The organism is Bacteroides sp. Marseille-P3684, assembly GCF_900291465.1.
Classification (GTDB): domain Bacteria; phylum Bacteroidota; class Bacteroidia; order Bacteroidales; family Bacteroidaceae; genus Phocaeicola_A.
In genome coordinates this window covers 1,408,250-1,420,905 of the sequence record NZ_LT985808.1, presented here as the reverse complement: position 1 = coordinate 1,420,905, position 12,656 = coordinate 1,408,250, and the positions used below count along the sequence as shown (strand labels likewise).

General features: G+C 50.2%; 9 protein-coding genes. All 9 read right to left on the bottom strand.

What is annotated here, in order from left to right:
• Nucleotides 1–431: 431 nt before the first annotated feature.
• Nucleotides 432–1,166 carry an iron-sulfur cluster repair di-iron protein gene (gene ric, locus C8275_RS05385; protein ID WP_106484396.1) on the bottom strand — a complete coding sequence of 245 codons (735 nt, stop codon included), beginning with the start codon at nucleotides 1,164–1,166 and terminating at the stop codon, nucleotides 432–434.
• A gap of 74 nt (nucleotides 1,167–1,240) precedes the next feature.
• Entirely contained in the window at nucleotides 1,241–1,477 is a 237-nt protein-coding gene (locus C8275_RS05380) for a (4Fe-4S)-binding protein (protein ID WP_106484395.1), read from the bottom strand.
• Nucleotides 1,478–1,481: 4 nt separating this feature from the next.
• Nucleotides 1,482–1,790 (bottom strand): DUF4286 family protein, encoded by a 309-nt coding sequence (locus C8275_RS05375; RefSeq protein WP_106484394.1) that lies wholly within the window; start codon nucleotides 1,788–1,790, stop codon nucleotides 1,482–1,484.
• A 222-nt stretch (nucleotides 1,791–2,012) separates the two neighbouring features.
• Entirely contained in the window at nucleotides 2,013–2,747 is a 735-nt protein-coding gene (locus C8275_RS05370; RefSeq protein ID WP_022383710.1) for an HAD-IA family hydrolase, read from the bottom strand.
• 21 nt (nucleotides 2,748–2,768) lie between these two features.
• The gene (locus C8275_RS05365) at nucleotides 2,769–4,805 is read right to left on the bottom strand and encodes a patatin-like phospholipase family protein (RefSeq protein ID WP_106484393.1); all 2,037 of its coding nucleotides are present in this window, start codon (nucleotides 4,803–4,805) and stop codon (nucleotides 2,769–2,771) included.
• A 132-nt stretch (nucleotides 4,806–4,937) separates the two neighbouring features.
• Nucleotides 4,938–6,284, bottom strand: coding sequence for a glucose-6-phosphate isomerase (locus C8275_RS05360; protein ID WP_106484392.1), 1,347 nt, complete (start codon nucleotides 6,282–6,284; stop codon nucleotides 4,938–4,940).
• Between the two features lie 13 nt (nucleotides 6,285–6,297).
• Complete coding sequence (locus tag C8275_RS05355; protein ID WP_022383713.1) at nucleotides 6,298–7,299, bottom strand: NAD(P)H-dependent glycerol-3-phosphate dehydrogenase; 1,002 nt, start codon at nucleotides 7,297–7,299, stop codon at nucleotides 6,298–6,300.
• Nucleotides 7,300–7,309: 10 nt separating this feature from the next.
• On the bottom strand, nucleotides 7,310–9,037 hold the full coding sequence (gene lysS, locus C8275_RS05350; protein WP_022383714.1) for a lysine--tRNA ligase: 1,728 nt from the start codon (nucleotides 9,035–9,037) through the stop codon (nucleotides 7,310–7,312).
• Nucleotides 9,038–9,284: 247 nt separating this feature from the next.
• Nucleotides 9,285–10,691 carry a group II intron reverse transcriptase/maturase gene (gene ltrA / locus C8275_RS05345; RefSeq protein ID WP_106484112.1) on the bottom strand — a complete coding sequence of 469 codons (1,407 nt, stop codon included), beginning with the start codon at nucleotides 10,689–10,691 and terminating at the stop codon, nucleotides 9,285–9,287.
• Nucleotides 10,692–12,656 lie beyond the last annotated feature (1,965 nt).

Below are 12,656 nucleotides of genomic sequence, written 5' to 3'. Positions count from 1 at the left end.
GGGCTTTCCTGCTTCAGACCCCGATAGCATCAGAGTCCGAAGAGATTGATTGGAGTTAAAATGTGCGACAAATATACGGATATTGCCCTGCAATCACAAGCTTCTCACCTCCCGTCTGTCGTTCTTTTCATCAACAGTTACCGACGGGGATTACTGACTTACCCGTGATAAACGCGATACTTACCCGTGATGGACGTGATACGTACCAGGGATAGATAGACCTAAGTATTATACTTAGCCTACCTAAGTATTATACTTTGCCCCCCTAAGTATTATACTTAGGTCTGTCAAAGGCAGGCTCCTGATTGACACAGGGCACATGTCTATCACGCCAAAGGCACGTGCCTCCAGTCCTCCGGATACAAACACAGCGCGTCGGCTTTTACCCCGACGCGCTGCCCAATTTACATCTCTAACCCAAGCATTCATCTTCACCAGACCACGCAACGTGCCTCCAGTTCGACACTGCGGGGGAAGATGATATTGTTTTCTATATGAATGTGTTCGTGAAGTGCTCGTTCAAAGTCGCGCAGACGTTCCAGCACCAGCCGATAGCTTCCGCAAGCATCTTCGGGTGCAGTATAGTTGTGGGTCAGTTCGGCAATGCGTGCGTGACGCACACCTTCGCCCTCATGTTCCATCTTCATCACACGGATGGGGTTTGCCACCGTTCCGCAGTGCATAGGAGCCTGACGGTGTCCTGCTTCGGAAGCCTCGAACAGTTCGAGCACATAGGGGAACAACACTTCTTCTTCCTTACCCAGATGGGCATCCAGTTCACCGAGTGATTCGGCAAAGAGTGCACGCACTTCATGCAGTTCCGGGTGACGGTCACCGTGTGCCTTCACCACCTTGTCAAGGAGGTCAAGCGTCTGCGGACCCTCCCGACGGATGGTACGGTGATGAATTTTCAGCACATAGTCAATCAGCAGGTCGAGCGGCCAGGCATTGAAGTTGGGCGCGGCGCTTCCGCAACCACAACTGCCGCCTTCACCTGCTTCGAGAGCTTTGATTACGTCTTCGGGGGATACCCCTGCAGCCCGGCAGGCTTCCGTGAACTTCACTTCGCCGTGGCAGCAGAAGTCGATGCCGAAACGACGGAATATTTCAGCCGTCGCAAAGTCGGCGGCAACGATTTGTCCTACGCTTTTCTGTGTATAATCCATATCCTTTTTCCTTTCCTTTGGTTAATTACGAAGGCAAAGATAGGATACAGCTTCCGGGAAAAGTGTCACATACGTTACACGGGCGCATTTTTTCCGGTTTCTTTGTTTGTGCGCAACCGACAGGTCAATGCCCCCGACGGACACTTCGCGATAGTCTGTATCAATAACTCAGTGTCCGCCTGAGTCAAGTCAATCCACGGACGTTCCTTGGGCTTGAATACCTGGGGAAGTGTCCGGGCACAAATGCCTGCATGCTGACACTTTTCCGGCATCCAACTCACAATCAGTTCGTCTGTCCTGTATTCTTTCATGACGTTACAGTTCTATTTCTTCCAGACGTGTGGCAAATCCGATGATTTGTGGTCCAAACTCCTTGACCAGCTTTTGCTGCAACTCCGCTCCTCTCCGTTCCAACCAGAACTCCAGGGTCGCAATGTCCTTGGTACTGAACTGCAACGCATAGTTGACAGCTTCTTCTGTCTCATCACAAAGGATGCGATGTAGACGGGGATTTTCCAGTTCGCCGGTGCTAACCGTAGCCGGAATAAACTCTTCTTTCAAATAACGGAGGCAATCAGCCAAAACCGCATGCTCAATGTTCAATGTAATGTTATAAATAATCATGGCTTATATTATATCAAAAAAGATAGTCAACGACAGAAAGAAGGACAGAATGACAACAGCCACCACATACCTGTAAAAGGATCTGTCAAACGGTGCAAAGGTAGTCTTATCTGACTGAATAACCCATGACGGAGATTTCAATATACATTATTATTTTGTAATAAAATCAAAGAGCAGTCTGCCGGGAATCCGAAAGAATCGTCCATCTTCCGGACTTCCACCTTATTCTTCCCCCAGCTCTTTATAAAGCTCCTCCCACTGTTCGCTGAGTGCCAGCATGGAAGGAAGTAAGAGATTCGCCCCCTCGTCAAGCAAGACCCGGTCAGGGAGCGGACCGGTATTCACGGCAACCGTAAAGATACCTGCTGCCACTCCGGCATGTACCCCCATCGGAGCATTTTCCACAACAATCGCTTCATTGGGATGAAGACCCGCCTTCTCTAAAGCCATCAGATAGGGTTCGGGACTGGGTTTTCCATGCTTTACATCATAAGCGGTCACCATGAGTTCCTGACGGAAGGTGTCGGGGAAGTTCCGGTTGAGACGTTCCAGCAGAGAAGCCTGGCCGGAACCGGTAACAACCATGATGGTCAGTCCGTCGGCCTTCATCTGGCGGATGGCTTCCCAGGCTCCCGGCATGCGTTCAGCCTTGGGATATGAATTGAAGATTTCGGTTTTGGTGTGATAGATGCGTTCGATTTCTTCCGGCGTGGCATCGTGTCCCCGTTCGCGTTGGCTGACAATGTTGATGGTGGATGCACCGGTCCGTCCTTCATGCAGGTAGGCTTCCTCACAGGAGAGATGCATCCCGTAGTGCTTCATCGCCTCGTTCCACGCACGGGCATGGTTGGGCATGGAATTGAACAGGACACCGTCCATGTCGAAGAGGACGGCTTTCAGATGGATGTGATGGTAGGAATGTTGTTTCAGATAGTTCTCGATAGCGTTTGTATACATAGTGTCAAGTGATTATTCTCATTAGAACTCATACCCCAGGCTGACGTATGTACCCACTTTATGGGTGACATTGGAATAGTTGAAGGTAATCTCAATCGGACCCAGGAAGGTGTCGTAGCCATAGGACAGGCCGCCTCCCCACATCATCCCGCGGAACAGGTGTTGCCATTCGTCGTTTTGTACACCGGTATTTCCCGTCAGGGTGACATAGTGGTTCGAGCCCATACGCTGACGGAAACGGATGCCGGCAGTGAAAAGCTTGGAACCGGCAAGCTGCATGTAGTCGACACCGACAAAGGGAAGTTGCTGCGGGACATAGCGCCCGGGATTGTTACCGCCCATCATGTTGGCAATGGCAAAGCTGTAGGTCCGGTTCAGAATGGCACGTCCGCCAATCCATGGCAGGATGGTGAAACGGTTGCGCACCCGGAAAGCTCCCTCCCAGAAGGCACTGATGACGGGACACAGACGACCCTCGTCAAAGTTGACGCCGTTGGTCGTATAGATTTCGGCGAGGACATTCCATTTGATTCCCTTGGTCGGGTAAGTCCGGCGGTTGAAGCTGTCAAACTGCATGTGCCCGTAATAGGTGATGAGGTGCTGGTTCTGCAAGTCGAGCGTACCGTCGTCAAAACCGGAAGGCAACAGAACGTGCTTGTAGTTGAAGTACTCATAACGTCCGCCCAACGAACAGCGGATGCTGTTCCAGCTGCGCGAGATGTTGACCTGGGCAAGGTGATGCAGGTAAGAGTAGGTACTGAACTGGCTCCCGTCGTTGTAGAGGTCCATATCATTGTCGTCCAACTGATAGCTGAGGGTGACGTACCATTTCGGGTCAAACGGATGGGCCGTATAGTCGAGACGCCCGGACATCTGCTGACCGAGACGTACGGTGAGCGATGCCTGGTGGGTCTTTTTCTTGTTCAGGCTGACGTTCGTATTCAGTATCAGTGCCGCCTGTGACTCATTGTCGAAGTGGACACCCACGCTGATGGTGTTCTCAGGCATTTCGCCCGGGTCTATTTCGGGGACCACATCAATCTTCTCCTGTGCCCGTCGTGAACGGCTGACGAAGGGACCATGCGGTTTGGGCACGAAGTTCGGTGCGATGCCAATCTGGCGTTTCAGGTCGAGGAGGCTCTCCCAGTTGCGCCGTGCTGCCAGTTCGCCCCGCTCCAGAAGCACCTGTATGGCCTGCTCGTTGAAGCTGGCAGACGAATAGCCTTTCACGTTGACATGGATGTGGACATCGCTGTTCTGTACGTTCTCATTGTACTTTTCCACCCCCATCAGGTTGATGATTTGCCCCGTGATGTCGGCCAACGTGTTGAGCTTGTCGGCACCGACCAGCCCTTCCTGCACATCGACACCGATGATGATGTCGGCACCCATCTGCCTGGCAACGTCCACCGGATAGTTGTTGATCATGCCGCCGTCGACCAGCACCATCCCTTTCCATTTCACCGGCTCGAACACGCCGGGGATGGACATGCTGGAGCGCATGGCAAGGGCAAGCTTGCCGCTGTGGAACACATACTCCTTGCCGTCGACAAGGTCTTCGGCTACGCAGGCAAACGGGACAGGAAGCTTGTTGAAGTCGATGGAGTCGTGATAGCCCACCGTCAGTTCGGAGAAGAGACGGGCAATGTTGCGCCCGGAGATGATGCCTCCCTTGAGCGCGTCCTTGGGCTTGTTCTTGAAGGGAACGGTGAGTGTATACTGTTCAGAGCGTTGTTTCTTGATGAGCAGTTCTTCATTGCGGTTCACGGCGTCGGAGAGGATGAAGCTCCAGTCCTGCATCCGCACGAGGCTGTCCATCTGAGCCGGTGTATAGCCGATGGCATACAGTCCGCCGATGATGGACCCCATGCTGGTACCGACCACATAGTCGATGGGGATTCCTGCCTCCTCGATGACCTTCAGCGCGCCGATATGTGCCACTCCCTTGGCTCCTCCTCCGCTCAGGACAACTGCCACCTTCTTGCGGGGCGGCTGGGCTGCCTGTGTGGTGAGGATGCCTGCCAGCAACAGCAGGAGCAAGTAACATAGCTTTCTCATGAATCTGCACTCGTTTGATTTGAGCCCGAAGTTACAAAATAAGTCGTTAATCCGGCATAACAAATACACGAATTAACGACTTATGGAATATTCTTTAGCTATTACAGACCGCCAGTGAGGCAGCCGAAAGCATCAGAGACGGGCACGGATGGCCTTAGACTCTTCTTCGTAACCCGGCTTGTTGAGCAGGGCGAACATGTTCTTCTTGTAGGCTTCCACACCCGGCTGGTTGAACGGATTGACACCCAGGATGTAGCCGCTGATACCGCAAGCCTTCTCGAAGAAGTAGATGAGTTGTCCCAGGTAGAACTCGTTCAGCTCGGGAACGGCAACGCGCATGTTGGGCACTCCACCATCCACGTGTGCAAGCTGTGTACCCAGCTCAGCCATCTTGTTCACTTCATCGACCCGTTTGCCGGCGAGGAAGTTCAGGCCGTCCAGGTTCTCGGCGTCGCTCGGGATTTCGAGATGGCATGCCGGTTGCTCGACGGAGATGACCGTTTCGAAGATGATGCGCTCACCTTCCTGAATCCATTGGCCCATGGAGTGAAGGTCGGTTGAGAAGTCCACGGCTGCGGGGAAGATGCCTTTGTGGTCCTTGCCTTCCGACTCGCCGTAAAGCTGCTTCCACCATTCGCTGACATAGTGCAACTTCGGATGGTAGTTGACGAGGATTTCAATCTTCTTGCCATTCTGTGCATACAGGGCATTGCGCACTGCTGCATACACAGCCGACGGGTTCTCCATGAAGGGCACGTCAGAGGCAGTCAGCTTCTCCATTGAGGCAGCTCCCTCCACCAGTTTTTCGATGTCATAACCGGCTGTAGCGATGGGAAGCAGACCCACCGGAGTCAGTACGGAGAAGCGTCCGCCTACGTTGTCGGGGATGATGAATGACTTGTAGCCTTCCTTGTCGGCTGTCACACGGGCGGCGCCCTTCTTGGCATCCGTGATGGCAACAATGACCTTGCGTGCCATCTCCTTGCCACGCTGGCGTTCGCATTGCTCTTTCAGCAGACGGAATGCCAGAGCCGTCTCGGTGGTCGTTCCCGACTTGGAGATATTGATGATACCGAACTTCTTGTCCTTCAAGTATTCGGTCAGTTCGTACAAATAGTCTTCGCTGATGTTGTGCCCGGCATGAATCATCACCGGACCGTTGTGGTTGGTCTGCAACCACTGGAAGCTGTTGGAGAGAGCTTCATTGACAGCGCGGGCTCCCAGGTAGCTGCCGCCGATGCCTGCCACAATCACCACTTCGCAGTTCTCGCGAAGCACTTGTGCCGTAGCTTTCAGGTCGGCAAGGTGCTCTTTGCTGATGGTCGACGGAAGGTGGAGCCATCCCAAGAAATCGTTACCCAGTCCTGTTCCTTCTTCGAGCGTCTTCATGGCGGCTTTCACCTGAGGCTCGTAAGCGGCAATTCCCTCCTTGGAGACGAACTTCGCCACTTTGTCGATGTTTAAGCAGATGTTCTTCATACTATAAATGTTTTTATCTAAACGAATCGGTTAAGAGTTTGATTTCCGTCATCGGGGGGACGCGCTTGTAGAGAATGTTGTAGACCGCGTCCAAGATGGGCGTATTGACATGGAAGTGTTCGTTGATTTCCTTCATGCACTTTGTCCCGTAGTATCCTTCAGCCACCATTGCCATTTCAATCTGGGCGGTCTTGACGGAGTATCCTCGTCCGATCATCGTACCGAAGACCCGGTTCCGGCTGAAGTTGGAATAGCCGGTGACGAGCAGGTCGCCCAGATAGACCGACTTGTCAATGTCACGCGGGATGGGGTGGATGACCGACAGGAAACGTTCCATCTCCTGAATGGCATTCGACAGCAGGACCGCCTGGAAGTTGTCTCCGTATTTCAGCCCCGTGCAGATGCCGGCAGCGATGGCATAGACATTCTTCAGGACGGACGCATACTCGATGCCGTCGACGTCGTTGCTGACGGAAGTCTTGATGTAGAATGTGTTCAACTTCTTGGCAAACAGCTCCGCTTTCTCTTCGTCCCGACAGCCGATGGTGAGATAAGACAGACGTTCGAGTGCCACCTCCTCGGCATGACACGGACCGGACACGACGGCGATGTTTTCCATCGGTACGTCGAGTACCCGGTTGAAATAGGTGGAGATGATCATGTTCTCGTCGGGCACGATGCCTTTGATGGCAATGACCACGAACTTGTTGGCGAGCTTGGTCTTCAGTTTCTTCAGCTGAGCCTTCAGATAGGGTGACGGCGTGACGAAGATGAGGATGTCCGACTCGCGCGTGACCTTGTTGATGTCCGATGAAAACTGGATGTGACTCACGTCAAAATGCACCCCCGTGAGGTACGAAGGATTGTGTCCCAGCCGCTTGAAGTCCTCTATCTGGTCGGTACGTCGGATGTACCAGTTGATGGAGTCTTCATGGGTGAGCACAATCTTGGCGAGCGCCGTAGCCCAGCTGCCCCCGCCAATGATTGCTATTTTACCGGTTGGAAGTTCTGACATTTCTCTATCGTTATTCAATCTTGCCAATCCACTCTGCCACGTTGTCGACGGACGGGTTGGTGAGATTGAGTTTGAATTTCTTGTTGATGCCGCAAATGTCCTGATGGAGCTTCTGCGGATTGACATCCTTCATGTCGGCAACGAGGTTGTAGCCGGCCTTCTGGATCAACGGTACCCACTCTTCAGGCACACCGAGTGCCACGTACTTGGCAGCCGGGTCTTTGGGGGCTTTCTTTTCCGGACGCATCTGCGGGAAGAAGAGGACTTCCTGGATGGTGCTCTGTCCGGTCATCAGCATCACGAGGCGGTCCATACCGATGCCCATGCCCGAAGTCGGAGGCATGCCGTACTCCAGGGCACGTACGAAATCCTGGTCGATGATCATCGCCTCGTCGTCGCCCTTCTCGCTCAGACGCATCTGTTCCTCGAAGCGCTCCAGCTGGTCGATGGGGTCATTCAGCTCAGAATAGGCATTGCAGAGTTCCTTTCCGTTGACCATCAGCTCGAACCGCTCGGTCAGCTCGGGGTTGTTCCGGTGACGCTTGGTGAGCGGAGACATCTCGATGGGATAGTCGGTGATGAACGTCGGCTGGATGTAGTTGCCCTCGCAGAACTCGCCGAAGATTTCATCGATGAGCTTGCCCTTGCCCATGGTGTCGTCAATTTCCATGTTCAGCTTCAGGCAGATTTCGCGGATTTCATCCTCCGTCTTGCCCGTCAGGTCATAGCCGGTGAACTCCTTGATGGAGTCGAGCATGGTGACACGTTTGAACGGAGCCTTGAAGCTGATGGTATTTTCGCCCACCTGCACGTCGGTCGTTCCGTTGACATCCAGACAGATTTTCTCAATCATCTTCTCGGTGAACTCCATCATCCAGTTGTAGTCCTTGTATGCCACATAAATCTCCATGCAGGTGAACTCGGGGTTGTGTGTACGGTCCATACCTTCGTTGCGGAAGTTCTTGCCGATTTCATACACACCTTCGAATCCACCGACGATGAGGCGTTTCAGGTACAGCTCGCTGGCGATACGCATATATAAAGGTATGTCGAGTGCATTGTGGTGGGTGATGAACGGACGAGCTGCCGCACCACCGGGGATGGATTGCAGGATGGGTGTCTCCACCTCCACATATCCCTTGGAGTTGAAATATTCGCGCATGGAGTTGAACACCTTGCTGCGTTTCAGGAAGATGTCCTTCACGCCGTCATTCACCACCAGGTCCACATAGCGCTGACGGTAACGGAGCTCGGGGTCTTCGAATTTGTCATAAGCCACCCCGTCCTTGTACTTCACGATGGGGAGAGGCTTGATGCTCTTCGACAGGACGGTCAGCTTCTGTGCATGCACGCTGATTTCGCCCATCTGGGTACGGAACACGAAGCCCTCGATACCGATGAAGTCGCCCAGGTCGAGCAGACGTTTGAAGACAGTAGTATATAAATCCTTGTTCTCACCCGGACAGATGTCATCGCGGGTGATGTATACTTGAATACGGCCCTTGGAATCCTGCAACTCGATGAACGAAGCTTTTCCCATGACGCGGCGGGTCATCATACGTCCGGCGATGGACACCTTGCGCGGCTCGGCGTTGTCGTCAAAGTTCTCTTTGATTTCCGTCGAGTAGGCATTGACCACATATTCTGCGGCGGGATAAGGCTCGATGCCCATGGCTCTCAGCTCATTCAGACTGTTGCGTCTGTTAATCTCTTGTTCGCTTAGTTCTAAAATATTCATCTTTCTTGTCTGTCAATGATTTAAGTTTCGCTTACACCCATCCTGCCACCGACGAGGGCGGTCTTCCGACTGCCTGTCCGCTGCAGCTTGGGTTTGCGAAAGCTGAATTAATAGCTGTTTGGGGCAAAAATACGAATTTATTTGGCATAAGCGAAATCGAGTAGGAGGAAAACGACGTAGTTTTCTTCCTACTTTCGTTTTCCGTCCTCTCACACCACCGTACATGCGGTTCCGCATACGGCGGTTCCTATTTTGGGTACCATTCGAGATATTCACCCATTAAAGTAGCATACCCTGCTTTGCGCAAGTTCTCATTTGTGATTGCCCTGTGCATTATGTGGCTGTCTGCTATGCGCCAGCAGCCCTTGCGAGTATTACCCCATTCATATGCCTTGTACTTATCGATACCGCATCTAATGAGGTTTGCCACTTTTGTCTTGACTTTCTTCCATGCTTTCCATATACACATACGTATTCTACGCCTTAACCATTCGTCAGTGGTAAGTAGAAGACGTTTCATATTGGCAAGATGATAATAGCCGACCCATCCTCTTATGTATTCTTTGAGCTTTTGCTTTCTCTTGGAATATCCCCATCCATTGCTGCGACTTGTCAGTTCTTTTAGTCTTGACTTCATCTTGGCTTTGGATGTCGGGTGTACCGTAAGTTGGCATTTACCTTTCATTACATTAAAGGAATAGCCGAGATATTTCACTCCGCGCACATACGACACTACGGTCTTCTCCTGGTTGACTTTGAGATATAGATTGTTCTCTATAAATCGGGTTATGCTCTCCTTCACTCGCATTGCTGCCCTTCGGGACCTGCAGAATATCATCGAGTCATCCGCATAGCGCACAAAAGGGAGGCCTCTGAGTTCCAGCTCTTTGTCCAGTTCATTGAGCATAATGTTGCTCAACAAGGGACTTAGCGGACCTCCTTGGGGAGTTCCTTCCTCGCTCGCTTCAAACAAGCCTTTATTCATTACACCGCTACGGAGATACTTATGTATAAGACTGACCACTCTGCCGTCTTTTATGGTACGGCTGAGGATTTCTATGAGCTTGCTGTGGCACACCGTGTCGAAGAAGAGTTCAAGGTCAAGGTCTACAACATATACGTAGCCTTCATTGATTATCCTCTGCGCTTCACGTAGTGCGTCATGGCATCCTCTTCTCGGACGGAAGCCGTAGCTTGTCTTGGAGAATTGGTTCTCATAGATGGGAGTCAACACTTGGTTTATGGCTTGTTGCACCAATCGGTCTATCACGGTGGGGATACCTAAAAGGCGCATCTTGCCATTGTCTTTGGGGATTTCTACCCTTCTTACCGGGTTCGGACGGTAAGAGCCGTCCATCAAGGAACTAAGGAGCATTTCCCTATTGGTCAGGAGCCATGGGAGCAATTGCTCGCACGACATCTTGTCGATACCACCACATCCCTTGTTTCTCACCACTGTTTTGTAGGCTCTGTTGAGATTTGACGGACTGAGAATTTGCTCGAAAAGGTGTTCCTTGTCGAATGGTACTTCCACGATGTTGTCTTCACACATCCACATAAAGGTCTGCACTCCCCCATATCTTTCGGTTTCCGACCTATTCCTTTGAGGGCAGCCATTAAAACGTGATAATGTTTTCTGCATTCTGTCCTTCATATGGTATGTTTCAATTACTATCGTTTAATTGTTAGGTTCTGCCCTTCATGCAACTCTATCGACAGCTGCACTACTATGGCGTCTGCTGACTTCTCACGACAAGCTTTACTCCACTTCTTTCGTAAAAAAAAAAAACTATTCGAAGTGTCCGTGAGACCTCCTCGGATAAGGGCGTTGTCTTTCCATCTTATACCTACTTCATCTACACCGACCGTTCCGAATAGCTATAGGGCTTCGATTTGTTTAGCAATCTTACCCACGGTCATATGCCTTGTATGAAGTTTCTGTTCGTTAGGCCAGATGTTTGCCGACGGCTTCCTTCAGATTTCACCTCGCGATGAACACCCTTGCCTGGGGCTATGTAATTCCCGCTATTAGGGCTTACTCGGGACTTGCACCCGTTAGACAACACTCATGCCGAGCGTACTAAAAAAAGCATCGAAAACGGATGTTTACGATGCTTTTCCAACACAAAAACTAAACTAGACTTAACTAAACTATTCTATTCTCGGGAATTTCACAATCCCCTTTGTCTTTGGTGCAAATATAGAGATAGTTTTATTACGCACAAACATTTTATGCAGTTTTTTAAGTTCCGGCTATCATTTCATTGCATTCTTGAAGCAATTGATTATCAGTTCGTGTATGAAATCCGGGAATTGTCTCACAAATAGTCCAAAGCCGAACGTTTGAATCTTTTTGACAGCCAAAGAGTGGATACTGACGGAATCCATCGTCTTGTCCAGCTACAATTCATTCCATTGCAAAAGCTTTCCATCGGAAAGACTTTGCAATAAACGAGCAAAGATATCCTCATATATTTCATTACAGGGGAAATGGTCTTCGAAGAGGAGGTATAATGTAGAAGTTGATTTTATCAATAACAGACCCCTCCTTAAAAACAAGCATAAAACATTTACCTACAACTAATTACACAAATACATTTCGAAATATTCGCTCTAAATACGAGTATTTGCACGTCTCCAAATACGAGTAAATGCACATTCAAAGGCTTTATTGAGATAGTCAATCACGACGAACATTCGTTCACAATGTCGGGGTTGAGCCAACTTTAAAGAGGTACAACCCCGAATTATCCTTCTGACAAAATGTCAAACGAAGCCCTCCACAGTGCCCTTCCTCGCACCAAAATACAGTTTGGTGGATTCGAAGGGCCTTCTCAGGCGATTTGCAAAATACACTTTGCTACAGATTCAACGAAAAGGGTATCCATATCACACATTAGAATTGGATAGGCTTACATCCGGATACACCAGCCCTCTTGACCAATGCTTTTTATTACCTTCCGATTTGTTGACACGGCACATCTTCGGGAGAGTGAAACTCACTTCTTTTTGCTTCCATTTTCCAAAGATTTGACTTCCGAGCACGAAACAATAGTGTTTGGCAGGTGAAACTATATTGTTTGACGCCTCAAACTATATTGTTTGGCTCGCGAAACAATATTGTTCCGGGCACGTTTTGTCTATTTTCCGAAAATGAAATGTATAGTTTTCTAAAATCAAAGGCTTCTTTCAGGCATTCCGTTTGCAATCATTCACGTTTCGTCTCCAGATTATCGGATTTTCGAAAAGTGCGAGTTAGCACAAATAGTGTTTTTGGATAAATTCGTCCAGCGGATGAGAGGAATTGGTTGCTTTTTGACAGATAGCTCGACTTACGATGAAAGGGAGAAGGGGCGGTTGAGGGTATTACCCATAAGAGTACACGAGGTGACTGTCGTCGAGAAAGTATGAGGAGATTATAGCAAATCACCAGTGTCCCAATTTGAATGAGACACTAGTGATATAATGCTATAAATCAAAAAAACATTGCATCATTCCATAGTTATTCATACACTGATAATCACTCCTGCGCCATATCCTAAAGAATAAAGACATATCGTTAGAAGACAGGGGGAATAGAATATAATTGTACTCATAAAAGTATCACTGCAAATGACGG

Bases quoted from the DNA above. Each gene is read 5' to 3' on its own strand.
- ric (WP_106484396.1), bottom strand. From the start codon at position 1,166: ATGGATTATACACAGAAAAGCGTAGGACAAATCGTTGCCGCCGACTTT.
- C8275_RS05380 (WP_106484395.1), bottom strand. From the start codon at position 1,477: ATGAAAGAATACAGGACAGACGAACTGATTGTGAGTTGGATGCCGGAA.
- C8275_RS05375 (WP_106484394.1), bottom strand. From the start codon at position 1,790: ATGATTATTTATAACATTACATTGAACATTGAGCATGCGGTTTTGGCT.
- C8275_RS05370 (WP_022383710.1), bottom strand. From the start codon at position 2,747: ATGTATACAAACGCTATCGAGAACTATCTGAAACAACATTCCTACCAT.
- C8275_RS05365 (WP_106484393.1), bottom strand. From the start codon at position 4,805: ATGAGAAAGCTATGTTACTTGCTCCTGCTGTTGCTGGCAGGCATCCTC.
- C8275_RS05360 (WP_106484392.1), bottom strand. From the start codon at position 6,284: ATGAAGAACATCTGCTTAAACATCGACAAAGTGGCGAAGTTCGTCTCC.
- C8275_RS05355 (WP_022383713.1), bottom strand. From the start codon at position 7,299: ATGTCAGAACTTCCAACCGGTAAAATAGCAATCATTGGCGGGGGCAGC.
- lysS (WP_022383714.1), bottom strand. From the start codon at position 9,037: ATGAATATTTTAGAACTAAGCGAACAAGAGATTAACAGACGCAACAGT.
- ltrA (WP_106484112.1), bottom strand. From the start codon at position 10,691: ATGAAGGACAGAATGCAGAAAACATTATCACGTTTTAATGGCTGCCCT.